The sequence below is a fragment of the Halorussus lipolyticus genome (genome assembly GCF_029338375.1).
Lineage (GTDB): Archaea > Halobacteriota > Halobacteria > Halobacteriales > Haladaptataceae > Halorussus > Halorussus lipolyticus.
The window spans coordinates 1587478-1609887 of record NZ_CP119804.1 but is presented as its reverse complement, the minus strand read 5'-3'; the positions used below and the strand labels follow the sequence as shown (position 1 = coordinate 1609887).

28 protein-coding genes and 1 tRNA gene are annotated in these 22410 nt (G+C 61.9%); 9 read left to right on the top strand and 20 right to left on the bottom strand.

The window, feature by feature from the left end; genetic code table 11:
- The first annotated feature begins 71 nt into the window (after window positions 1-71).
- A complete protein-coding gene (locus tag P2T57_RS08150) occupies window positions 72-479 on the top strand; it encodes a DUF5830 family protein (RefSeq protein ID WP_276301986.1) in 408 nt (135 codons plus the stop codon).
- Window positions 480-482: 3 nt separating this feature from the next.
- On the opposite strand, the gene P2T57_RS08145 is transcribed toward P2T57_RS08150, so the two are convergent.
- Window positions 483-1799, bottom strand: a complete 1317-nt coding sequence (locus P2T57_RS08145; protein ID WP_276301985.1) for a DUF7115 domain-containing protein — start codon at window positions 1797-1799, stop codon at window positions 483-485.
- A gap of 145 nt (window positions 1800-1944) precedes the next feature.
- Here P2T57_RS08145 and P2T57_RS08140 point away from each other — a divergent pair.
- Window positions 1945-2094, top strand: a tRNA-Met gene (locus P2T57_RS08140).
- 411 nt (window positions 2095-2505) lie between these two features.
- Here P2T57_RS08140 and P2T57_RS08135 read toward each other — a convergent pair.
- The 4 genes from P2T57_RS08135 to P2T57_RS08120 all read right to left on the bottom strand — a co-directional run bounded on the left by P2T57_RS08135 (window position 2506) and on the right by P2T57_RS08120 (window position 5147).
- Window positions 2506-3699 carry a M24 family metallopeptidase gene (locus P2T57_RS08135; protein ID WP_276301984.1) on the bottom strand — a complete coding sequence of 398 codons (1194 nt, stop codon included), beginning with the start codon at window positions 3697-3699 and terminating at the stop codon, window positions 2506-2508.
- A gap of 91 nt (window positions 3700-3790) precedes the next feature.
- A complete protein-coding gene (locus P2T57_RS08130; RefSeq protein ID WP_276301983.1) occupies window positions 3791-4555 on the bottom strand; it encodes a hypothetical protein in 765 nt (254 codons plus the stop codon).
- A gap of 1 nt (window position 4556) precedes the next feature.
- Window positions 4557-4826 carry a hypothetical protein gene (locus tag P2T57_RS08125; protein WP_276301982.1) on the bottom strand — a complete coding sequence of 90 codons (270 nt, stop codon included), beginning with the start codon at window positions 4824-4826 and terminating at the stop codon, window positions 4557-4559.
- 66 nt (window positions 4827-4892) lie between these two features.
- Window positions 4893-5147: a hypothetical protein gene (locus P2T57_RS08120; RefSeq protein WP_276301981.1), complete on the bottom strand. Its 255-nt coding sequence runs from the start codon at window positions 5145-5147 to the stop codon at window positions 4893-4895.
- Window positions 5148-5469: 322 nt separating this feature from the next.
- Between P2T57_RS08120 and P2T57_RS08115 the strand changes: the two genes are divergently transcribed.
- On the top strand, window positions 5470-5763 hold the full coding sequence (locus P2T57_RS08115; protein WP_276301980.1) for a DUF8028 family protein: 294 nt from the start codon (window positions 5470-5472) through the stop codon (window positions 5761-5763).
- 165 nt (window positions 5764-5928) lie between these two features.
- Window positions 5929-6897, top strand: coding sequence for an aldo/keto reductase (locus P2T57_RS08110; RefSeq protein WP_276301979.1), 969 nt, complete (start codon window positions 5929-5931; stop codon window positions 6895-6897).
- Between the two features lie 21 nt (window positions 6898-6918).
- On the opposite strand, the gene P2T57_RS08105 is transcribed toward P2T57_RS08110, so the two are convergent.
- From P2T57_RS08105 to P2T57_RS08090, 4 genes are all read right to left on the bottom strand, one after another.
- Entirely contained in the window at window positions 6919-7137 is a 219-nt protein-coding gene (locus P2T57_RS08105) for a hypothetical protein (protein ID WP_276301978.1), read from the bottom strand.
- Window positions 7138-7220: 83 nt separating this feature from the next.
- Complete coding sequence (locus tag P2T57_RS08100) at window positions 7221-8153, bottom strand: DMT family transporter (RefSeq protein WP_276301977.1); 933 nt, start codon at window positions 8151-8153, stop codon at window positions 7221-7223.
- Between the two features lie 111 nt (window positions 8154-8264).
- Window positions 8265-9182: a DUF106 domain-containing protein gene (locus P2T57_RS08095; protein WP_276301976.1), complete on the bottom strand. Its 918-nt coding sequence runs from the start codon at window positions 9180-9182 to the stop codon at window positions 8265-8267.
- Window positions 9183-9585: 403 nt separating this feature from the next.
- Window positions 9586-10230, bottom strand: a complete 645-nt coding sequence (locus tag P2T57_RS08090) for an adenylate kinase (RefSeq protein ID WP_276301975.1) — start codon at window positions 10228-10230, stop codon at window positions 9586-9588.
- Between the two features lie 129 nt (window positions 10231-10359).
- On the opposite strand from P2T57_RS08090, the gene P2T57_RS08085 reads away from it, so the two are divergent.
- Window positions 10360-11241, top strand: coding sequence for a homoserine kinase (locus P2T57_RS08085; protein ID WP_276301974.1), 882 nt, complete (start codon window positions 10360-10362; stop codon window positions 11239-11241).
- Window positions 11242-11271: 30 nt separating this feature from the next.
- Here the strand turns inward: P2T57_RS08085 and P2T57_RS08080 are convergent, their stop codons facing one another.
- From P2T57_RS08080 to P2T57_RS08065, 4 genes are all read right to left on the bottom strand, one after another.
- Entirely contained in the window at window positions 11272-11418 is a 147-nt protein-coding gene (locus P2T57_RS08080) for a hypothetical protein (RefSeq protein ID WP_276301973.1), read from the bottom strand.
- A gap of 48 nt (window positions 11419-11466) precedes the next feature.
- Entirely contained in the window at window positions 11467-12177 is a 711-nt protein-coding gene (locus P2T57_RS08075; protein ID WP_276301972.1) for a hypothetical protein, read from the bottom strand.
- A gap of 147 nt (window positions 12178-12324) precedes the next feature.
- Window positions 12325-13233 carry a pyridoxal 5'-phosphate synthase lyase subunit PdxS gene (gene pdxS, locus P2T57_RS08070; protein ID WP_276301971.1) on the bottom strand — a complete coding sequence of 303 codons (909 nt, stop codon included), beginning with the start codon at window positions 13231-13233 and terminating at the stop codon, window positions 12325-12327.
- A 48-nt stretch (window positions 13234-13281) separates the two neighbouring features.
- Entirely contained in the window at window positions 13282-14001 is a 720-nt protein-coding gene (locus P2T57_RS08065; RefSeq protein ID WP_276301970.1) for a hypothetical protein, read from the bottom strand.
- Between the two features lie 103 nt (window positions 14002-14104).
- Here P2T57_RS08065 and P2T57_RS08060 point away from each other — a divergent pair, with 103 nt between their 5' ends.
- Window positions 14105-14830, top strand: coding sequence for a DUF1405 domain-containing protein (locus P2T57_RS08060; RefSeq protein ID WP_276301969.1), 726 nt, complete (start codon window positions 14105-14107; stop codon window positions 14828-14830).
- Window positions 14831-14907: 77 nt separating this feature from the next.
- On the opposite strand, the gene P2T57_RS08055 is transcribed toward P2T57_RS08060, so the two are convergent.
- The 3 genes from P2T57_RS08055 to P2T57_RS08045 form a co-directional block, all read right to left on the bottom strand.
- Window positions 14908-15819: an HFX_2341 family transcriptional regulator gene (locus tag P2T57_RS08055; protein ID WP_276301968.1), complete on the bottom strand. Its 912-nt coding sequence runs from the start codon at window positions 15817-15819 to the stop codon at window positions 14908-14910.
- 135 nt (window positions 15820-15954) lie between these two features.
- Complete coding sequence (locus tag P2T57_RS08050) at window positions 15955-16461, bottom strand: hypothetical protein (RefSeq protein ID WP_276301967.1); 507 nt, start codon at window positions 16459-16461, stop codon at window positions 15955-15957.
- Window positions 16458-17456 (bottom strand): hypothetical protein, encoded by a 999-nt coding sequence (locus P2T57_RS08045; protein WP_276301966.1) that lies wholly within the window; start codon window positions 17454-17456, stop codon window positions 16458-16460. Before P2T57_RS08045 ends, P2T57_RS08050 begins: the two co-directional genes overlap by 4 nt.
- Before the next feature lie 149 nt (window positions 17457-17605).
- Here P2T57_RS08045 and P2T57_RS08040 point away from each other — a divergent pair, with 149 nt between their 5' ends.
- Window positions 17606-18064: a DUF2240 family protein gene (locus P2T57_RS08040; RefSeq protein ID WP_276301965.1), complete on the top strand. Its 459-nt coding sequence runs from the start codon at window positions 17606-17608 to the stop codon at window positions 18062-18064.
- A gap of 26 nt (window positions 18065-18090) precedes the next feature.
- A complete protein-coding gene (locus P2T57_RS08035) occupies window positions 18091-18465 on the top strand; it encodes a DUF7993 family protein (protein WP_276301964.1) in 375 nt (124 codons plus the stop codon).
- Here the strand turns inward: P2T57_RS08035 and P2T57_RS08030 are convergent.
- Together P2T57_RS08030 and P2T57_RS08025 are read right to left on the bottom strand one after the other, a co-directional pair.
- Entirely contained in the window at window positions 18460-19116 is a 657-nt protein-coding gene (locus P2T57_RS08030; RefSeq protein WP_276301963.1) for an HAD family hydrolase, read from the bottom strand. The genes P2T57_RS08035 and P2T57_RS08030 overlap by 6 nt on opposite strands.
- A 106-nt stretch (window positions 19117-19222) precedes the next feature.
- Window positions 19223-19873: a ribonuclease HI family protein gene (locus P2T57_RS08025; RefSeq protein WP_337250813.1), complete on the bottom strand. Its 651-nt coding sequence runs from the start codon at window positions 19871-19873 to the stop codon at window positions 19223-19225.
- Between the two features lie 293 nt (window positions 19874-20166).
- On the opposite strand from P2T57_RS08025, the gene pyrF reads away from it, so the two are divergent.
- Complete coding sequence (gene pyrF / locus P2T57_RS08020) at window positions 20167-21021, top strand: orotidine-5'-phosphate decarboxylase (RefSeq protein WP_276301961.1); 855 nt, start codon at window positions 20167-20169, stop codon at window positions 21019-21021.
- A gap of 39 nt (window positions 21022-21060) precedes the next feature.
- Here pyrF and P2T57_RS08015 read toward each other — a convergent pair whose 3' ends face one another.
- Together P2T57_RS08015 and mptA are read right to left on the bottom strand one after the other, a co-directional pair.
- Window positions 21061-21264: a hypothetical protein gene (locus tag P2T57_RS08015; protein ID WP_276301960.1), complete on the bottom strand. Its 204-nt coding sequence runs from the start codon at window positions 21262-21264 to the stop codon at window positions 21061-21063.
- A gap of 184 nt (window positions 21265-21448) precedes the next feature.
- The gene (gene mptA / locus P2T57_RS08010; RefSeq protein WP_276301959.1) at window positions 21449-22378 is read right to left on the bottom strand and encodes a GTP cyclohydrolase MptA; all 930 of its coding nucleotides are present in this window, start codon (window positions 22376-22378) and stop codon (window positions 21449-21451) included.
- Between the last annotated feature and the right edge of the window lie 32 nt (window positions 22379-22410).

The following is a 22410-nucleotide window of genomic DNA, read 5'->3' as shown; positions in this document are numbered from 1 at the left end:
ACTGTTCCCGGCGACAGTATTCGCCGAGGTTCACGCAACTTTTAATCTCGTTCGCAGGCGATGCAGAAGCAATGGCCGACGACGCAGGCGAGGTCCCCCCAAGCACCTCCGAGGACGGAGACAGCGACCCCGACCCCGTGGAGTTGGGCGTCGAACTCCTCTCGAAACTCGAACACCCCGAACTCACCGTTGCCGAGGCCGTGGACCGCATCGAGACGGTCACGACCCATCCGGCGACCACGCGCAAGATTCTGGACGAGGCCGAGAAGCGCGGCGTCATCGAGCGCGAGGAGGGCATCGTCAAGACCACAGGTGGCGGTTACGTCAGCTATCAGAGCGAAGTCGTCACCAAGGAAGGGGAGTTCTCCTGTCGGCGTTGCGGCGCGAGTATCTCGACTGGCTACTTCATCAAACTCGACGCGGGAGAACACGGCGCGTTCGGCCCGGAGTGCATCCGGAAGGTCACGGGCCGAGACTGACGATTAGCGACCGCGACTCAGTTCCTCGATGAGGGTTTCGAGGGTGCGCTGTTGCTCGGCCAGCAGTTCGTTCTGGCGCTCGACGGCCTCGGTCAGCGCCGCTAACTGCTCGTCGGTGTCGTCGGCCTCCAACTCCGAACTCGCCGGTTCGAAGCCCGAGTCGGCGAACCCGCCCGACTCCTCGGCGGTCGCTCGCTCGCTGTCTGCCGACTCGTTGGTCAGACTAACTTCGTCGCGCTCGGCCGCCGGTCGTGCGCCACCGGGGTCCTCGGCAGTCGAATCAGCTTCGACCGCCGGACTGGCAGGTTCGGTAGTGCCGGCGGAGTGGGCCGTCGATTCGGTCCGGTCGGCCTCCGCGCCCGACTCGCTCGCACCGCCTGCGTCTGCACGACCGGCGTCTGTGCCCGAACCGGCGTCCGTTTCGGTATCGGCGTCTACATCCGCGCCGGCACTCGCCGCCGCGGCCCGCGCCGCCGCGTCACTGGCTTCGTCGGCGCTGACCGATTCGCCTGCGCGCTCGCCGGTCGTCACGCTGGCGTCGTCAGCCACGATTGCGCCCTCGTCGTCCAACTCCGGCGGGTCGGCGTCGATGGGGTCCACGCCGCCGCCCGCCAGCGGGTCGTTCTCGGCGGGTTGGCCGGGAGCCTCGGACTCGCCCTCGGCCTCGCCGTGGTCGTCGGGTTCGGCGTGTTCCCGAGCGAACTCGTCGTAAGAACTCGCGTCGTGATGCTCCAGCAGAGCGCGCTCGATGCGCTCGCGGACCTCGCGGGTCTGGTCGCTCGGTGTCTTGATGCGTTGGGGACGCCCGTCGGTTTCGAGGATGATTTGCGACGAGACGTTGCCCTCCTCCACGTCGAGGGCGGTCACGTCGTCGAAGTGGAACTCCTCGTGGTCCTCGTCCCAGACCGCCGCGCCGACGTGCTTGACGACGCGCTCGCTGGTGATGACCAGCGTGAGTTCGCTGAACTGGTAAGTCTGCTTGACCGTCTCGTCGGGACCGGTCACGTCGGCCGCGTTCAGCACGCCGGCCAGCACGGGGTGGAGGGCCTCGTAGAGCCGATTCGAGGGAATCTTGAACTTCTCGTCGCCCTCGATGCCGTAGTCGAGTTTGATGGCCGACTTGCGCCGCCCCTCCGAAATCTCGATTCGTTCGGCCTCGTGGGGGTACTCCTCGACCGATTCGTCGCTCAGGAGTCCGTCTGCGCGATAGATGAGAGTCCGAGTGCGAGTCACGTAGAGGCCGTCCTCGCCGCCGAGCGGGACCTGCGCCGCGACCTGTTCGCCGTCTAGCCGGGACTGTACGATGCCGGGAACGCTCATGCTCAGGTATGTTTATCCCCCCGGCTTAAATCCGCCGGGTGCGTAGCGCGACGAATCTCTCTCACGAAAAATCCCCGTGCGTCCCGGTGACGAATCGCCGGAAGATGAGAACTTTAAAGAGCAACACCCACCTACTCGAAATTGAGCCCGGGTGGCTTAGCTGGACATAGCGCCGCACTCATAGGGTTACTGAGATTCGGTGCTCAGGCCTTGGAAGCCTCCCATGCCCGAGAGGCCCGCCGAGCCTCGTACCTGGGTCATGCGGAGATCGAGGGTTCGGAGCCCTCCCCGGGCATTTTCTTCATCACCATGAACTCCGAGCGAGTCGTCTCGCCGGAGAACGCCTACGAAAAGGATTTTGAAAACCGGGCCGCTCAGCGACTGTTAGATTCTCGACGTGTTCGTCGGGTTGGACGGGCCCGCCCGCGGGAATAAACGCCGTCGCGCTTCCCGTGTCGTGCCACATGCACCGCTCGTCCCAGACTAGTCCAGTATTCGTGTGCTGATTGGTCATCGTGTTCTCGAAATCTTCGGTCGTCCTCGCTGACTGTACGACGTTCTATTCTCGGCGTTATTATTTAGAATACCAAGAGAAATCCGGGGGGGAACCTGTGTCATTTCCACCACTATCGGTGTTCAGAACGCCTCTCCAACAGTTAGGGAAACAATAATATTGCTTTTAATTGGGTGAAGATTGTCGGACTGCCTACTCCGGACGAGCGAGTACCGACAGCGATTCCTGCGGGTCGGTCAGCCACTCGGTTCCCTCGTCCGTCACGAGGAGCATCTCTTCCAGTCCCAGATACCCCCACTCGGTGTCGGCCCCCAACTCGACCGTGTAAATCTCTCCGGCGCGAATCTCGCCCTCGGGTGCGGACCCGTACCGGTCCCACTGCGGGCCGAGGAGCGTCCCGCCGTCGTGAGCGTTCCGCCCGACCTGATGGCCGAAGGCGTGTTCGTACTCGGGCCACCCCCGGTCGGTCAACTCGTCGCGCGCGGCCGAATCGACCTCGTGGCCCGCCACGCCCGGCGCGATTCGCTCCCGGCCTGCCTCGATGGCGGACCGCACGTCGGCGAAAGCCTCGCGTAGCCCCTCGGGCGGTTCGGGGTTCTCGTCGGACGGCCGGTAAAACAGCCTCTGCATGTCGGCGCTGTAGCCGTCCTGTTTCACGCCGAAGTCGATGTGCAGGACCTCGCCCGGCGGAAGCGTCAACTCGCCCGGCAGGGTGTGACCGACTTCTCTGTCGCCGCCGGCGTGGACCGTCGGGCAGTAGTCCCAACTCCACGCGCTCCCGAGACCCCGGTCGTCCATCCGGTCGTGAAGCCAGTCGGACACGTCGGCCTCGGTCCAGTCGGGGTCCCATCGGTCGCGCATCTCGCCAAGTAACTCCTCGGTGGTCTCAACCGCCTGCCGGACGCGCGCTCTCTCGGTGGGCGACTTGATACCCCGGACCGCCGAAATCACGTCCTCGGCGCTGGTCAGCGACTCGTCGTAGTCGGTTCCGGAGAGGAGGTCCCGCAGTCTGAGGTACATCCCGTGAGTCAACCCATCTGCAGTGTTGTCGTCCCGCGAGAAGTTGACCGCGATTTCGTCGGGGTCGATTTCGTCCAGCAGGCCGAGGAGGGCCTCCTCCAGCGACTCGTCGTAGGGGTAGACCTCGTGCGGGAGTTCGCGGGCGTTCGGCGCGTCGTGGCGGCCGACGACCACCGCCGACCGGTCCTCCTTCGAGACCACGATTGCGGTCGGCCACACCACGTCGAACCCGAGGAGGAAGGGCAGACACGGTTCGTGGATTTCGGTCGTCTCTCGGCAGAAGGTGAGCCAGCAGTCTACGTCCTGTTCGGCCAGCGCGTCGGCGGCCTGCTCGGTCTTTTCGGCAATCAAGTCAGCGTCTGGCATGGTCGTCACTACGGGTCGTTTCAGAGGGTCGGTCAAAGAACGTTCCGGCGACCGAGGCGAGTGCCGACGCTCGTCGTCGCCGACTCTCGCGCTACCGGACGTAATCGACGCCGTAGACGTTCAGTTTCCCGCTTCCACCCGAGAGGCGAAGTCGCCGAACCGGATTTTCACTCTCCACGACGCCGCTTTCGAGGACCGTGTTCTCGGGGCCGTGCGTCGTGGTCACCGTTGCGGTCGTTTTCAGAAAGTGACTGTCCTTCTCGTTCACGTTCGGTCCGTGGACCAGTAGCGTCCCGGACCCGGTTCCCGAAAGCACCTCCCAACTCGACGACGTTTCACGCCGTATCCCCGACACGGACCCCGAATCGTCGGTCAGACTGTCGGCCAGTCTTCCGCTCCGCTTGGTCACGTACTCGTAGCGCTGGTTGCTGTTTACGTCGTTGACCTTACAGTCGAGGCCGCCGTCGATACTGAAGTTCACCTCGTAGGCGTCGAACTTCGGAAGCTTCCCGGAGTCGTAGTCGATTTGCTCACTGTTGCGGACTGTATCGAGGAGTTTGCGCCGCGTTCCATCCGAGTCGGCGGTGTGGCGCAGTTCCCCGGTCTCGACCGAATCGAAGGCGGGCGACTTGCCCGACGTGGCGAGTCGCTTCCATTCGGACCCGTCGCCGAGGTACTCGTTTTCGGTGTCGGTGGCGAGGAACTTCGCACCCGCTCGGGGTTCGTACTCCGAGCGCTTGTCGTCTGTGTCCCGAATCTCGACGTCGCCGTCGAGTTTCTCGAAGTTTTCGTTCAGCGGGACGTGCCAGTCGGTCGCACCTTCCTTCGGCGTGTTGTAGTCGTGATTCTTCGTCATCTTAGCCACCGTATCCGAGCGTTCCGTAGCCCTGTTCGCCGTACTCGTCCTCGGGGGCCGAGGATGTTTCCGTCGTTTCGTTCTTCGCTGTGGTGGTTGCAATCTCTGTGGTAGTCGGTGTCGCGGTCTCGGCCGTGGTTGCAGTCGTCGCCGTGCCACCGTATCCGTAGGTAGTCTCGGTGGTCGTCTGGCTGGTCGTCTTGTCGCCTCCCCCGCTACAGCCAGCGAGGACGCCGACGACGGCCGTCGTCAGAAACGCGCGACGTCGCATGCCTCGTCGGTCTCAACTCCGACACAAAAGCTCACCGGTTGACATCTCCGCGAGGAGAAACGATAGTTAGGATTCGTGGAGGTCCGAGGCTTCGACCTCACCGTCGAGATACTCCCTGCCGAGCGGGCTAATCGTGTAGATGTCGCTTCCGAGGTGTTCGACCAGTCCGTGGTCGGCTAGCGTCCGACACCGGTCGGCGACCTCCTCGCGGGCGAGGGGCAACTGCTCGGCGATGGTGTTGAACGTATCCTTGCGCTCGGCGCGAAGCAGGGCGAGCAAGTGGTCGTCCTCGGGACGCATCCAGTCGGCCTGCTCGCTCATGGTGGTCTCTTCTTCGTTCGTCTCCTTCATCCTTTGTGGAGGGGTACGGTTGATTCCACCGCCGACGTTGACGTTGGTTACCGACGCGCAGGCAACGCCTGATTACCGGTCGAGTGGTCGGGGTATGCCGGTATTTCTACTGTCGTAGTATCCGAGAGAAAAACGCTCAAATCCGGTTTTAAATTTTACGAACGGTTTAGAAGGCGTTTTGAAAGGTACTCTTTTCGTATTGTTCACGGTAAACGGTCCTGAAATCGCGCTAACGCTCGGCCCGTTATATGACCCCTGCGGTGTAACGAATGGATGAGGACGAAACGTCCCCATGACCGAATCCACCCTCCAAAACGAAAACGGCTCCATCACCTCCCCCGCGGACGCCGGCGAGGCGAGCGCAGGGCGAACCAAACTCGCTGTGATGTACGACCAGTACCGAGACCACACCCTCACCACGCCCTTCGAGGTTGTCGGGTTCTGGTCGGCAATCGCACTGCCCTTCCTCTACCTGCCGCTGTTGGCCTCGGGCATCTCGACGCAGGGCGAACTGCTGACCTTCATCGGCCTGCTCGCGCTGAACGTCGCCGCCCTACTGGCCGGCCACAGCCACAAGCGAGAGTGACGCTTCGGCCCTCCACTTTCGGCCCTCCATTCTGCCGCCCTCTGACTTCACCGCCCTGTTCGACGCCGCGCTTCTCGTTCGTCTCGACTGGCCGGTCTCTGCTGTCCCGTCCCACACGGTTCCCGGAACAGATGGTTTAACCGGACGCTTCGGTAACGTTCGAGCATGAATCTCGATACGGTGTCGCTGGGTCGCACCGGGACGAAGGTCAGCGAAGTCGCCTTCGGGACGTGGCGCTTCGGCCGAGAGGACGACGACGAGGAGGTCGAAATCGGCAAGGAGCGCGCCCACGACCTCTTGGACGCCTACGCCGACGCCGGCGGGAACTTCATCGACACCGCCGACATGTACGGCGACGGCCGGAGCGAGGAGTACATCGGCGATTGGTTGGCCGACCGGGAGCGCGAGAACTTCGTGGTCGCGTCCAAAATCTACTGGCCGACCCGCGACGACCCGAACGGGCGGGGCCTCTCGCGCAAGCACCTCCGGAACAACATCGACGAGATTCTGGAGCGTCTCGGGACCGATTACGTGGACCTGCTGTACGTCCACCGGTGGGACGACGAGACGCCCGCCGAGGAGTTCATGCGCACCCTCGACGGGTTCGTCCGCGAGGGGAAAGTCAACTATCTCGGGACCTCGACGCTCGGACCGAACGCGTGGAAGGTCGCCAAGGCGAACGAGTTGGCCGACAAGCGGGGCTACGAACCCTTCAAACTCGCACAGCCTCGGTACAACCTCGCCAACCGGGAAATCGAGGGCAACTACCTCGAAATGTGCGCCGACTACGACATCGGCGTCGTGCCGTGGAGTCCGCTGGCCGGCGGGTTCCTGACGGGCAAGTACAGTCGCGGCGAGCAACCGCCGAAGGGGACGCGGGGCGCGACCGACCAGCAGTTCCGCGATTCGTACCTCACCGACGAGAATTTCGACGTGTTAGAGGCGGTCGAAGCGATTGCCGAGGAAGTGGACGCCACGCCCGCGCAGGTCAGTCTGGCGTGGTTGACCCACCACGAGCAGGTCACGGCCCCCATCGTCGGCGCGCGCACCGTGGACCAACTGGCCGAGAACCTCTCGGGGACCGAAATCGAGTTGACCGACGAGCAGTTCCAGCGTCTGGCCGAGGCGAAGTAGCCCTCGCAGTCGGCGTTCGTTCTAGCGTTTTTCCAGATACTGCGGCACCAACAGCACCAATCCGGCCAGCGAAATCGCCGGGTGCGACAGCGCCTCGACGCCGAAGAAGTAGAGCGCGCTGTTCACCGCGACGACCGCCAGTCCGACGACGAAGAGCGCGGTCACAGTCCGCGACCAGCGTCCCTCTGCGTGGTTCTGCTCGGGCGCGAATCCGGAGAACTCGTTTCCTCGTTCGGTCATTGCTCCGTGGTGTCCGGCCCGAGGCTAAAGTCCTTCTGGAGTCGTACCAGTCCGAAAAGAGACCCGCCGGACAGTCGTTGCAGTCACCGCCGGGTGACGGCCGACCTGACCTTGGGGAGTTCGCGGGCCAGCGCCTCGTGTTTCACCAGACAGAATCCCGCGAAGATGATGAGGAAGCCTGCGACCGTGTTCAGGTCGATGACCTCGTTCAGGAACCACCACCCAGAGAGCGCCGCGAATATCGGAGCGACGTAGGAGACGAGGTTGATTTCGATGGGACCGAGGCGGTCCAGCAGGTCGAAGTATATCAGGAACCCGACCGCGCTCGCGGCGATGGAGAGGTACGCCAGCGCCCAGACGGCCTCCGAGGTCCACCGTATCGCGGCGAGCGATTCGCTCGGGCGGGCCACGCTCACGGCGTGCATCATGACCGCGCCGAGGAGCATCGACCACGCCTCCATCGTCTCGATGGGGAGTTGGGCCTCGATGCGCCGGGTGAGGACGCTCCCGAGTGCGAACGACGCCGCGGCCGCGAACACCAGCAGTTCCCCGACGACGCCGGAGGTCACGAGGTTGTTCGGATTCGGGTCGCTCAGGACGACCACGCCAGCGAGACCGAGCAAGAGGCCCGCGATTCCCGCAGGCGTCAGACGCTCGCTCGGCAGGAGACCGCGGGCGAACCCGGTGGTCAGGACGGGGTTCAGACTGACGACCACGGCGGCGACGGCGCTGGTCACGCCCTCGTAGCCCTCGCCGACGAACAGGAAGGCGTGGTAGGCGGCTATCAGGAGACTCCCGCCGACGACGACGAGCGACCACTCTCCTCGGGTGCGGGGCCGCCAGCGGTCGGTGGCGTAGGCGGCGTAGCCCAGCATCAACACGCCCGCGATGTCGTAGCGAATCGCCGCGAAGAGGACCGGCGGGAAGTAGTCGAGACCCGCCTTGATGGCCATGAACGCCGACCCCCATATCGCGGCCAACAGGACGAACAGCACGAAGTTCCGGTATCTGCTCACGTTCAAACTGGCCCGCCCCGGCGGGTCAACGTTTCGATGGGGGCAAGCGTTTGCCGGTTGCGAGAATCGAGGAGACTCCTCGAACGTCGAACGCAGAAAAGCGGGCGCAGATTAGGTCGGCGTCGTCTGGATGTTCAGCGACTTCCGGATGAGCTGAGTGAAGCCCATCGAGCAGAGGAAGTACCAGATGATCCACAACTGCATCGGACCCAGCACTTTGGTCGTCCAGCGGGCTTCGCCGATGAGCGGCGCGACGATTTCCCACTCGCCGGTGGCGACGTGGCCGTCCAGCACCATCCAGTAAATCCAGAGGAAGACGGGAATGGTGAGGAACATCGTCCAGACCATCGGGCGGAACTGCTCTTTGAACATGCCCAACTGGTCGCCCATCGCGTCCATCTGCTCCTCCCGAATCTGTTCGAGGGCCTCGTCGTCGCCGCGCTCGCGGGCCTCCTTGCGCTTGTCCTGAATGTCCTTCATGCGCTCCTGATAGGCGCTCATCTTGTCCATGTCCATCAGGTTCGCTTGCAGGAGCGTCGAGTAGAGACCGGTCAGCAGTGCCAGCACTAACACGACCACGTAGAACGGCAGTACGGCGTCGATTGGACCGACGAGGACTTCGATGGCGCTCCCCACGATGTTACGCACCGAACTCTGGGAGTAGCCGAGGAACAGGCCCGCAGACCCGACTGCGGCGAGTTTGTCCCACTTCGACCACGACGATTCTTCCATCTCCTCGTCGTCCGAGTCAACGTCGGTGGTCGAAGTCGAGACAGTCGTGGTGGGTTCGTCGTCCAGCGCGGCCTCTACCGCGCCGGGGTCTTTGAGTCGGAACTCGTCGTCCACGCTCTCCAACACGTCCTTTTCGATGAGTCGGCCCCACTGGCCGCTCGTGAGTTCGTCGTTCACGTCGGCCCACTCGATTCGCTCGGAGCCGCCGTCGGTGCGGTCGTAGACGACCGCTAAGGCGTCGGCCATCGCCGAATCGTCGGCGATGAGCGACTCGATTTTGTCCGCGGTCCGTGCCATTGTGGGAGATTTGGAATCCCCCGGTTAATCAACTTTCGCTCTTGTGCGCGTTCTGGACCTTCGTCTTCGATTCGTGTTCGGAGCGGTGTTGCGTCTCCGTGGGAAACGCATGAGGACAACTAATCACGTCTTACGGAATTGTAATCCTATTTCTAGCTTGCCTCTACAATTCTTTACTGGCGCAGAATATGGCTATAAACAGGTCCAGAACGCGAGGGAGCGACACGACCGAGTGCAGACGACGGGCGGATACGGAACGCGACCGACGGGCGGCTAGACGAGTCGGAGGTACGCCTGAAGCAACTGAAGACCGTCTGCCCGCGGCCGCGGAAACGAGACTATCTGCAATCGAGGACCACCGAAAACAGCACTCGAAGCCGAAACCGAAGAAACGACGACCGATTCAGGCGCGGTCTTCGATGGTTTCCTGCACGTCGTCCCAGACCTCGCCGGGCGTCTGCTCGCCGTCGATGCGGGCGAGTTCGCCGCTGTCGTCGTAGAAGTCCACGACAGGCTGAGTGTTCTCGTCGTAGACCCGAATGCGCTCGCGGGCGGTCTCCTCGGTGTCGTCCTCGCGCTGGTAGAGGTCGCCGCCGCACTCGTCGCAGACGCCTTCCTCCTCGGGCGGGTTGAAATCGACGTGGAAGGTCGCGCCGCACTCCTCGCAGACGCGGCGGCCGGTCAGGCGGTCAACGAGTTCGTCCTCGTCCACGTCGAGGTACAGCACCACGTCGAGGTCCGTGATGTCCGAGAGGAACTCGGCCTGTTCGAGGTTCCGGGGGTAGCCGTCCAGCACGTAGCCGTCGGCCTCGTCGAGGGCCTTGTCCACGATTTCGTTGACCACTTCGTCGGGGACGAGTTCGCCTTGGTCCATGTACTCGCCCGGCGTGTCGTACTCCAAGTCGAGATGGCTGATGTCCATCTCCTTGTTGCCACGGAGGGCGTCACCGGTCGTGACGTGTTCGACGCCGAACTCGTCTACGATGCGGTCGCTCTGGGTTCCTTTGCCTGCGCCCGGCGCGCCGAGTATCAGGATGTTCGGGTTCATGTATCGAACTCCGCCGCCCTCGCATAAAGGTGTTAAAGAAAGCGGAAAGAGTGTGTCGTGCGAACACCCATCACTCAAAAATTGGCGCGCCCCGGCAGGTTTTTGATTTGGCCCTGACTAGGCACGGGCATGCTTACCGTGCGGGCCCCGGCGACGAGCGCGAATCTCGGTAGCGGCTTCGACGTGTTCGGGGCGGCGCTGACCCGACCCGCCGACGTGGTGCGGGTCGAACGCGCCGCCGAGACGACCATCGACGTGACCGGCGTGGGTGCCCAGTACGTCCCGACAGACCCGACGGAGAACACCGCGGGGGTCGTCGCTCGGGAACTCGACGCACCCGCTCACATCCGAATCGACAAAGGCGTCCGGCCGTCGTCCGGGCTAGGCTCGTCGGCGGCCAGCGCGGCGGGCGCGGCAGTCGCGCTGAACGAACTCTACGACAGAGGCCTCTCCGACGAAGAACTGGTCTGGCTCGCGGCCGAGGGCGAGGCCGTCGTCTCGGGCGACGCCCACGCCGACAACGTGGCCCCCTCGATTCTGGGCGGGTTCACCATCGTCACCGACGACGGCATCACCACGATGGACGCCGACCTCCCGGTCGTGGTCTGCCTGCCCGAGACGGTGGTCTCGACTCGGGACGCCCGAGGAGTCGTCCCCGAATCGGTCACGATGGACCAGATGGTCGAGACGGTCGGGAACTCCTCGACGCTGGTCGTCGGGATGTGCCGGGACGACCCCGAACTGGTCGGCAGGGGCCTGACCGACCCGGTGGTCACCCCCGCTCGCGCCGACCTCGTTGACGGCTACGATGCTGTCGAGGAGGCCGCCCGCGAGGCGGGTGCAACCGGCGTGACGATTTCGGGTGCAGGCCCCGGCGTCTTGGCGGTCTGTCGCCATCGGGGCCAGCGCCGGGACGTGGCCTCGGCGATGGTCGGCGCGTTCGCAGAGGCGGGAGTTGATGCACAAGCCTACCAGACCGAAATTGGCGACGGCGCGGAAATTAGTCGGTGAGAAGATTTCGGGCGGGAACGTAGATTTCGCTCAGTTTCCGCGGTCCTGCAACTGGTCCTCCTCGGGCAGGTCGGCGTCGGTCTCGTTACTAATCTTCTTCATCATCGTCGAAGTCGCCTTGGAAGGCGACCTGTGCTTTGATATCTGGACGGTCACGGTCTTCGTCAGTACGGTCACGGTCTCTGTCAGTAGATTCGCTCATGTCGATATTTTCGGATGCAAGCCTCAAGAACCTTCGCCACGCTCCAACATACGGATTGCTGTATCTTTCCACTTCGAGAGCCATTTTTTCAGTCTGTCTGGTGGATCTGTCAGCTTCCACCAACGACGTAATGTGCCGTAAAGGCCGCTGAATTTCCCGAATAAGGCAAAAAATATCAATACTAGAGCATTGGTGAATGGTGTCACCACGTCCGAGTTATAGATGCCTATCACACCGAGCGCTAAATAACAAATAGCTCCGACGGCGGTCAACAGCGTAAGTGTAAAAAGAAGGGCGTTAGACGCGTTCTTTCTGAAATTGTAGTGAATCATCTGGCCATACTTTAGAGCGATTTCTTCTTCGACCAAATCGTAATCGTACTGCTGATTCAGAATCCCTTCTGCAATAGATTCTCTTGTGATGCCGATTTTCTCGGCAGTCGATGTGTACGTAGTAGCTGATAGGACGATAGATGTAAACAACAAGAGGCCCCCCGTCGTCGTATATGGTGTAATAAGTGTTTTAGACGATAGGTTTTTAGAGCTAACGGCTATTGACAGACCAGTAACAAGGATACTTGCCACGACGATATTGATTCGAAAAACCTGAATCGCCTTCTCATCAATGTCCGAAAGAGTAGATGTTTGTTCACTTATGGTTTCTCTCGCTTCCTCGCGAGCTAGTTGCGCTCGTGCGACTCTCTCTTCGTATTCGTCTTCTGGGATATCCACCATTCGTATTTATATCAGCAACAGCTATTTAGTCATATAAGACTATTCAAACACACTGATTTATTCCGCCATCCTGCTAGTGGTGGCAGAGCGTCTCTATCGAATGGAAGTAGCAGAGTCGGTACCTATCCACAACAAAAGAGAGGCCGCTCAGTTCCCGCGGTCCTGCAACTGCTCTTCCTCGGGCAGGTCGGCGTTGGCCTCGCCCTTCATCCCAGAGCCGATGTCCTTGCTGATGTCGGCGAGTCGCTCGGGGTCGTCCCAGTTGTTCGTCGCCTCCACGATGGCGTCGGCCATCGCCTCGGGGTCCTCTGCGCCGAAGATGCCCGACCCGACGAAGATGCCGTCGCAACCGTGGTGCATCATCAGCGCGGCGTCGGCGGGGGTGGCGATGCCGCCTGCCGCGAAGTTGACGACCGGGAGGCGGCCCTCCTCGGCAGTCTCGTGGACGAGGTGGGCCGGGGCCTCAATGTCGCGGGCGAAGGCCTCGCGCTCCTCTTTGGTCATGCCCTCGATTTTGCGGATGGCGCTCTTGATGTTGCGCTGGTGGTGGACCGCCTGATTCACGTCGCCGGTCCCGGCCTCGCCCTTGGTCCGAATCATCGCCGCGCCCTCCTCGATTCGGCGCAGGGCCTCGCCGAGGTTCCGGGCACCGCAGACGAACGGCGAGGTGAACTCGCGCTTGTCGATGTGGTACTTGTCGTCGGCGGGCGTCAGGACCTCTGACTCGTCTATCATGTCCACGCCGATGGCTTCCAGAATCTGGGCCTCCTTGGTGTGGCCGATTCGGGACTTGCCCATTACCGGGATGGACACCTCGTCGATAATCTCCTCTACGTCGGCGGGGTCGGCCATTCGGGCCACGCCGCCGCGCTTGCGGATGTCGGCCGGGACCGCTTCGAGCGCCATCACCGCGACTGCACCCGCGTCCTCGGCGATGCGGGCCTGCTCGCGGTTCACCACGTCCATGATGACGCCGCCCTTCTGCATCCGAGCGAACCCGCGCTTGACGAGTTCGCTTCCTCGCTTAAGCTCCTCGATGTCAGTTTCGTCGGCCATACGACTCCCTTAGGATGCCGGGACTTAAGGCGTACCGATTGCCCCACGTCACTTCCGCGACCAGATTTCGTCGGCCTCTCGGACGTTCCGGACGTTTCCGGGGTTCTCCAGTTCGGCGTCTCGACGCGCTACGAACTGGTCTACTTGCGCGGCCTCGTCGTCGTCGGCCGTCCGGTACGTCCCGCCGCCGACGAGGCCCAACAGCACGAGGTCGTAGAGCGCGAGCGAGAACGACGCGGCTCCCGCGAGTCGAACCCCGGCCCGAGGACTGAGCAGTAACACGAGCGCCCCAATCGAGAGAAACGGGAACGCGGCCAGCGACGCCGTGACGGCGTGGGGGTGATGGCGCTTCAGCAACGTCCACCACGCTCGATAGTAGCCGTTCTTCCGGTAGACGAGGCCCTCGTCGGTATCTACGGTATCGTCGTCGAAGGCCGTCACGTCCGGATGGTGGCGAATCGCCTCTCCGGCGGCGTAGGTTTCGACGTGGGCGTAGGCAAAGAGACCGACGCCCGCGACGGGCCAAATCGCGGGAAACAGCAGGCCGAGTCCGGGAATCGAGAGTTCCGCGAGGAAGAAGTCGGCGACGCCGAGACCTGCGACTACCGGCGGGACCGCCACGGCCGGGCCGAACCACGAGGTCCGGCACAGCGCCATCGAGCGATGCCGGACGCGCTCGTAGTGGCCGAACTGGTAGGCTCCGACGCCGACCGCGACGGCCCCGACGAGACCGGACAGAATCGCCACGTCCGCGCCTAGCTCTGTCACTATCGGGGTTTTATCAGAACGTTGGAAAAACGTTTCGGCGAGCGGTCGGGAAACCACTCCGGTATCGTCAGCGTTTAGCCACCGCCGTTCGAGGGTTCCGGCAATGACGAGGGTGCCCCGCCGCGCCGACTTGCCTCGGTATCTCGCTCCTCTGCCGGAGTCGCTGGAGGACCTCGCGCTCCGTTACGCGTGGGTCATCGTCGCGGTCAACCTCGCCGGGACCGCGTTTGGCTTCTGGTACTACGGGTTCCATCCCCTGCCGCTCTCGGACCCCCTCATCACGTGGCAGTTCGCTGGCGAACCGCCGGTGATGTGGCCCTTCGTGCCCGACAGTCCGGTAGCGACCCTGTTCATCGCGGCCAGTCTGGGCCTCTGGAAGTTGGGCCGGAACTCGGAGGTGGTCAACGCCTTGGCCTTCTTCGGGTGTCTCAAGTTGGGCCTCTGGACGCCGTTCGTCCTGCTCGCGTTCATGGAGGGCTTTTCGTATAACTCGGTGCTGATGTACAACTTCCTGTTCTGGAGTCACCTCGGGATGGTCGCCGAGGCGTTTCTCATCCACCGGTACAGCGACTTCCCGGTCGGCGCGGTACTGGTTGCGGTGGTCTGGTACGGGTTCAACGACGTGGTGGACTACTTCATCCCTATCGTCGGAACCCCGCACCACACCACGCTTCCGGGCCAAGCGGTGTTGGAGTCGGTGCGGGGGTTCTCGCACCCCTCGCCGACGCACGAGATTGCCGCCGCCGGAGCGGTCGTGATTACCCTCGGCGCGACGTTCTTGGCGTTGGCGACGCGGGTGAAGAAGTTAGAAGTCGGAAACCAGTCGTAGTCTCTAAGGTAACTATATCTGTCTTTTATATTTGAAATTGTTTCTCTAGGGACTCTACGTCGAACCGAACTGTCCCACTACGTTTCGGCCGACTCCGCCAGCACGTCGCCGTTCGCGTGCGCTCGAACCCACAACTCCCCGATTCGAGAGAGGCGCGTCCGGTAGGACTTCCCGTGTTCCTCCTGCTCGATGTACCCCTTGCCGCCCGGTCCGAGCCTATCGACGTTGTAGATGACCTTCGACCGGAAACTGTCGGTGTACTCCTCGTTGAGTTCGGTCGCCAGCGCCTCGGCGAGTTCCGAGACCGACTCGAACTCGCCTTCCTCGCCGAGTTTGAACAGGATGACCTCCTCGAAGGGCTTGACGTTCGAGAACGAGGCCACCGGGAGTTCCACGATGTGCCCGCCGCGAATCTCCTTCGCGCCGATGGTGGTCCCGCGCTCGTCGAACTCCGAGAGGAGGTCCCTTGCACTCGCCAAACGCTCACCGATGCGGTCGTCCTCGACTTCGCCATCGAGGTCTTCGAGGAGGTCCATCTGTCTGCGTAGCTCCTCGGCGAGTTCGGTTTCGAGGTACTTCTCCGGGGCGGTGTAGTAGGTGTGGATTTTTTCGCGGTCCTCCTCGCGCTCGACCATCACGGAGTGGGCCGCGGTAGCGAAGGCGAAGCTGACGGTCCGGGGCATCGCGGAGATGTTGACCCAGACCTCTCTGCCCGCGTCCAGTTCCGCATTAATCAGGTCGTAGGCCTGCTCGAAGGCGGCGTCGTAGTCGTACACGTCGGCGACGACCACGCGCTCGGTGGATGCCCCCAGTAGGTTCTGGAAGTCCTGTTCCAGTTTTTGAGAGAGGTTCTGGGAGTACTCGACGTTGGCCTCGCTCCCGACTGCGCCCTCCAGCAGGATGACGCGGTCCACGTCCAACTGGTCGCGGACGAGGGGCGCGATAAGCCGGTCGTAGTCGAAGCCGACCGGGACGATGTGAGTTTGCATATGAGTTGGATTAGTGGTATAGTTATAAAATACCAGTCTTCTACTTGTTGCTGTCTAAATCACCAAATAAGAAACTATATAAATCATAGTGTTTGTACCAATAATATAATTATACGTAGTTTAAAATTGACATATTCATATTACATCTCCGTGGATTAGAGACCAAAGGCGGTGAGTGATAACAAATAATGTGAGAAAATAGTGAGCTAACAAACTGTACACAAGTCCACTAACGAAAAAAGCAACTTCTAAACTTGCTACTCCATTAATACGTGAAATTATGTATCCGAACATTAAACAAGTGATAAGAAGAACACCAGCTAAAATAGTATAAAGAGTAAACTCCTTTGTTTTCCTTACTGTTTTTTCTTCATATGGATGGGAGCCATCCTTATCATATCTCATCAGTAATACTATAGTGTTAATTGAAAACCCCGTTAGAACGCTCAAAACAGGAGCAGAAGCAGCAATAAAACCTGACCAAATTATTACATAATTGGCGAGCGTGTAGCCAATAACTGATGGTATTATACCAAATACAATAACCAAGAAGACATAATCAAATGGTGTTTTTAGGCCAGTCTCCTCGCCAAGAGATGAATAGTGATCTGTGACAATACTTCCAATATTCCCGAATATCATCTTTTGACGTTGGTAGTTCCCGTAAGTGGTTCTACAATCTGTTGGTTCAAAATATCGTTGGCCAGTTTATTTACTTCGGCTCGGAGCGAATCCGCAGTAATAAGTCCTGAGGCTGTATGAAGATCATCAGTATCAAGATCTTTTCGCATGGCAATCTCTTCATTTAGTAATGAGAAAGTTTCGCTACCCCCTCCATCTTTCTGAATAGTTACGGAGAAGTTTTCTACATCGTCACTAACGATTTCCCCAAAGTGTTTTTCATTTTCTTTAAGTCTCCCTGCCTGATTCTTTAACCAATCAAAACTTCCCCCATGCTCTGGCCGAAGCACGACAGACTGAGTCCCGACCTCTTCAGTCTTTAGGCCCTTTACTAAGCTCATTTTGCTTTCGTCATCCCCCGGAATTTTCCGAACATTAATATCTAATTTAGCAATTCTGTCTGCCTCTAAAACCTTCTCAAGGACCTTCTCTGTCGTAACCGGTTCCATTTTCAGCGTATAATCAGTAACTCCACTCAGACAGGATTGCTCAATATGCTTCTTTAATTTCCCTTTCACCCCGATACGGTTTACTTGGTGAAGTATAATTAGCGCAGTTTGCCCATTGTCGTAGGGTTTGCCTTCTTGTGTTTGTGGAAGATAAATGAGGAAGTACAATGGCATCTGTTCGGCTTCATCTTCACCTTTCAGGTGGGTCATATTGCCGGAGTCAACATGTCGAATTTCAGCCTCATATCCGTGATAACCTGTAGAAACGATACCTTCAATCACGTTTCCATCTCGATGGAATTCCTCAATAACGAATGTTTTATCGTTACTCGCAGGCTCAAGATTTGTTTCTTGATTACTTTTGAGCATATTTTCAACCAAGTCTAAAAAGTGATTTTGACTGAATGCTGTATCGTGAGCCTGAAGCTGAGTAAGATTATATCCGTTATCCGGATTTCCATGTTCGTATATTTCAAACTCGTATGGAACGAGCTTCTCCGAGGGCATTGCGAGATACCTCCGATTGAAACTATATAAAAGTATGGTTAGCTGACCAGTTTCAACTCTCTGGTTATACTACGGTCTAGTACTAGTCATCCGTATTTTGCCCTAGAACCGTCACCTTTACCCACCGCTCCAACACCACTCAAACCGAGATGAGTCTCCGAAGTGCAGTTGCCGCCCCGTTCCAGCAGAAGGGCACCGAGTCGATGCCCGAGAGCGAATTCGTCGTGGCGCTGTCGCTCGACCGCGACTGGTTCTCGCCCGACCAAGCCGAGCGACTGGTGGACTTGGCGACCGGACAGGGCCTGCTCGCGCGGGACGACGAGACCGACGAAGTTCTTGCGGAGTTCGACCCCTCGGCGGTCGAGATTCCCGAGGACTTCGTGCCGGACGAGTCGGTGCTACAGGAGCAATCGACCTTCGAGAAGCTCCTCGACAAGGTGGTCTCGGCGGGCACCGACAAGCAGACCGCGGTGGCCGAAATCAACGACTTGCAGGGTCGCCTCGGCGTCACCATCGAGACTGCGGCGGTGGTCTACGCCCGCCGCCGAGGAGTAGACGCCAGCGCCGAAGCGGCCGAGGCCCGCGAGGAGTTGAAAGCCGAAAGCTGATTCGGCCACGGTGCGACGGTTCGGGCATGGTCGAGGACCGAACCACAGACGGGAAGCGAATCGCGCAACTGCTGTCCTCCGAGGTGTCGAGCAGGGAGGACTCCGGACTCGACGCCCTCGAAGTCGTCAACGCCGACGCCGACGTGGAACCGTCGGCCGAGGGCGAACTGGCCTACGAAATCGCGTTCGCGGATGGGGGCGAAATTCTGGCCGAGGTCTACGTGCAGGAGGACCGCGCCCGAATCGAGTTCCGCGAGGAGGTCGATTCTGCGGCCGAGGTCGCCGAATCGGTCGAACTGCGCGTCCGGCCCAAAGCGGTCGAACCCCCGCGGACCATCGTCTTCGTGGAGGACGGCGCAGAGGTCAAGCGAGCGACCGACGTGTTCGTAGCGATTCTATAGTCGCTTCAGAATTTTCGGTAGCTCCTCAGCCAGCGCGTCGCGCTCGACGTGTGCGTCGGCGTCGGGGTGGCGGTCGGGTCCGTCGTCGTAGAGGACCTGCACCGTGTACATCCCGGCGTCTCGCGCGCCCTCCACGTCGGTCTCGGGCTTGTCGCCGACGTAGACAGCTTCGCTGGGTTCGACGCCGAGGGCCGACAGGATGGCCTCGAAGGCGCGTTCGTCGGGTTTTCCAGCGTCGAGGTCGCCCGTGACGGCGATGGCGTCGAAGGTGTCCACCCAGTCGAAGCGGTCGAGTTTGCCGCGCTGGGCCTTCGAGGGGCCGTTTGTGAGCAGGCCGAGGTCGTAGTCGGCCTGCAAGTCCGCGAGCAGACCGGCCACGCCATCGACCTCGCGGAGCGACTCGGCGACTTTCTCGCGGTAGGCGTCGGATAGCTCCTCGGGGTTGGTCTCGGCGTCGTCGGGCAGGAGGTCGGCGAAGATGGGCACCCGCGAGTCGCTGTCGAGGTGCCGGGCGTGGGCGTCGAGGTAGTCCTCGCGCGTGAGGTCCGGCGCGCCGACCGCTTCGGTGCTGTCGTCCAGCACGGCCTGCCGAGGACGGCCGGGCGCGGTCAGGGTGTGGTCGAAGTCGAAGACAACGGCGGAGAGAGTCATGGCCCGGTCTTGGCACGACGCCCTCTTGAGAGCTACGGGCGCGAGCGAGGGCAGGCACGAGCGAGGGCGGGCACGAGCGAGGGAAGGGTATCGCGGACCGAAGCTATCACGGACCGAAGGCCGCGATGTCGGCCCCGACCGTCGCCAGCGCGTCGGCGGGGTTTGGGTCGCTGTCGGCCAAATGTGTGTAGTGGTGTTCCGGAAGGCTCGACAGCGCCGCCGTGACGGCCTCGCTGTAGGTCTCGACGCCCGGTTCCGTCGGGTCGTCGCCGCCCCAGACGTCGCGGATGACCGTCATCGAATCGATTCGCACTTCCAACCGGCGCGGCTCGTAGCGAGCCAACAGCTCGGAGAGGCCGAGCTGGAGGGCGACGTACTCGGCGGTGTTGTTCCCCGTCCGAGAGCCGACGGGTCGGCCCAGACGGGCGAGTTCGTCCTCCTCGGCGTCCATGATGACAGCGCCAGCGCCTGCCGGGCCGGGGTTGCCGCGCGAACTGCCGTCGACGTAGAGGACGAAGCTGTCGCTCGTCGGTTCGGGGACGGACGGCCGGGTGAGTTCCGACGCCAGCAGGCGTTCGAGCGCGGAGCGCAACTCGTCCGAGGTGGTCGAGGGTTCGAAAAGACCGCCGTAGCCGGGAACGGCGTCGTCGATGGCGTCGGTGGCGGCCGGCATCTCGTAGCCGACGCCCGCGAGTACCTCGTCCACGAGCGCCGCGAGCGGCGAAAGGTGTTCGGCCGGGAGGCGGTCGTCGGTCACGGCGTCTCCTCCTTCGGTCCTCGGTACCGGACCGCCGCGGCCTCGCCGCCGGATGGCGTGGTTGACTGGTCGCACCAGTTCATACGGGACCTCGGTGGTCGAGCCGGATAATCCCTTCAGGTGCCGCCGGCGACGGGCGGTATCGAATCGGGCGACCGCTCGGGGCCTCGACGGCGGAGCCGAAACACAGTAGAATAATTGTCTAAGAAATGGAGAAGAATGTTAAGAACAACGATATGCTTCTTTCGTCCGCCAAGAGTAAGAGCCTTGCCCGAACCACCGAAACCCTCGGTATGACCTTCTTCGACCGCCTGCGAGAGCGAATCCGGGCGACCGACGGCTTGCTGGCCGTGGGCCTGAACCCCGACCGCTCGCGCCTCCCCGACGACTGCCGGGACCACGACTACCCCCGGCGGGCCTTCAACCGCCGAATCGTGGACGCGACCCACGAACACGTTGCGGCTTACACCGTCAACCCGGCCGTGTACGCCGACCGCGAGGGGTGGACCGCGCTGGCCGAGACGATTGCCTACGCTCGGGGTCGGGGCGTCCCGGTCGTCCTCGACGCCAAGTACGCCGACCTGCCGGACCCCGACGCCGACCTCCTCGGCCGCGCCGACGCCGTGACGGTTTCGCCCTACCTCGGCCGGGACGCGCTGGCGGGTCTCCTCGACTCCAATCTCGGCGTCTTCGTGACCTGCCGGACGCCGAACGCCGGCGCGGCGGACTTGCAGGACCGCGAACTCGCCGGTAGCGGAGCAGACACTGGCGGGGGCGACGAATCAGCAGACGGACCGACCCTCGGCCAGCGCGTGGCCGACCTCGCCGGAGACTGGGCCGCAGACGCCGAGGCCGACGTGGGTCTCCTCGTCGGCGGTGAGTCCGACGACCTCGAAGCCATCCGCGAGCGAGCGCCGGACCGGCCGTTTCTCGCGGTCGGCGGCGCGCGAAACGACCCCGAGGTCGCCGGCCACGCCGCGCCGGAAAGCGGTCCGAACGCGGGACTTGGACTGGTCGAGGCCTCGCGGGAAGTCCTCTACGCGGGCGAGACCGCCGGACGACGACGCTCTCGGGGGCAGGACGACCACGCCGCGGCGGCCCGCGAATCTGCCCGGCGACTCGTGCGCCAACTGAACCGCCACCGGTGAATCCCGCCACCGGTGAGTCGCGGGCGAATCGGTCCGGTCTCAGAACCGCATCACTTCGTCGTCGTCGAGGTCGTCGGGTTTGACGGTCCCCTCGTCGCCGCCGCGTTGGATGGTGGCCGCACACTGGGCGCAGAGGCCATTAGCTTCGTCCCAGTGTTCTTCGCACGCCAGCGTCCCGCAGTTGGGACAGGAGTGTTCGGCTTCGTTGCGCTCGCAAATCTGGCAGAGGCCTGTGACACTCATGAGAGTTTCACTCGCCACAGATAGGGCGTCGAGGCGTATGAGTGTGTGGGAGTACCAGTCATGGGAGAGAGAGAATCGACCGTCGAACGTGGTACAAGTGGGTTGGTCCGTGAAACTCCGTGCCGGAGCAATCGAGTCAGCGCGCAAACGACGACAGGAGAAGAACCGAAAACAGAACGCTCGGTCAGTCGTCGGCGAGTTCGTCCCGAAGCGTCCCCACCTCGGCGACTCGCTCGGCGTGGGCGTTGTGCTGGTGGATGGACTCGTCGTTGCTCTGCTTCATCGTCACTACGGCGTCGTCGGGCAGGTCCGGGAACTCGGCCACGACGCCCTCGGCCATGTCGCGCACGCAGTCCTCCACGAACTTGGCGTTGGCGTGGGCCTCGAAGGTCATGTGGTCCTCGTCGGGGCGCTTGGCCAGATTATAGATGCGGGCGCTCATCGAATCTCGGGCGACTTCGATGACGTCCATCAGGTTGGCCTCGGGCGCGCCGTCGCTCTCGACGGTCAGGGTGGCGTGGCCTCGCTGGGAGTGGCCCGCCTGCGGGACCTCACGCAGGAACTCGCTGACTTCCTCCTCGCCGACGCCGAGGTCCTGCAACTTCTCGCGGGCGGTCTGGCTCATCATCCCCTGCGAGCAGGGACAGACCGTCATGCCGGTGACGCGCGCGCCGATCTCCTCGCGGGTGCCCTCGTCGGTCGCGGTGGCGCTGGCGATGATGTCCGCGGTGGCCTGCGTCGGGCGCTCGCTGGCCGGGGTCTCGTCCTTTATCATGTACTCGGCTTCCATCTGGACCTCGGCCTTCGATGTGTAGTCGTGTTTCTCCAGCAGGCGCTCGGCGACTTCGCCGCACAAATCTTCGACCGAGTAGGTGGGTTCGGCCACCGCGTCCTCCAGAATCTCGTCCACGACCTCCATGTTCCGGCTCATGTCCGCTCCCTTGCGCCAACTTGGGAGGTCCACCAAGACTTCGAACTCGGCGGTCAGCACGATGGGGCGCTTGTCGGGGCGGGCGAGTTCGACTAACTTCGTGACGCCGGTGACGCCGACGCGGTTGAGTCCGACGGTCACGTCGGGTTCGGAGGCCTGCACGTCCGGCAGTTGCTCGCTCATTACCGGCGACTAGCGAACGGGCGGGATTAGGA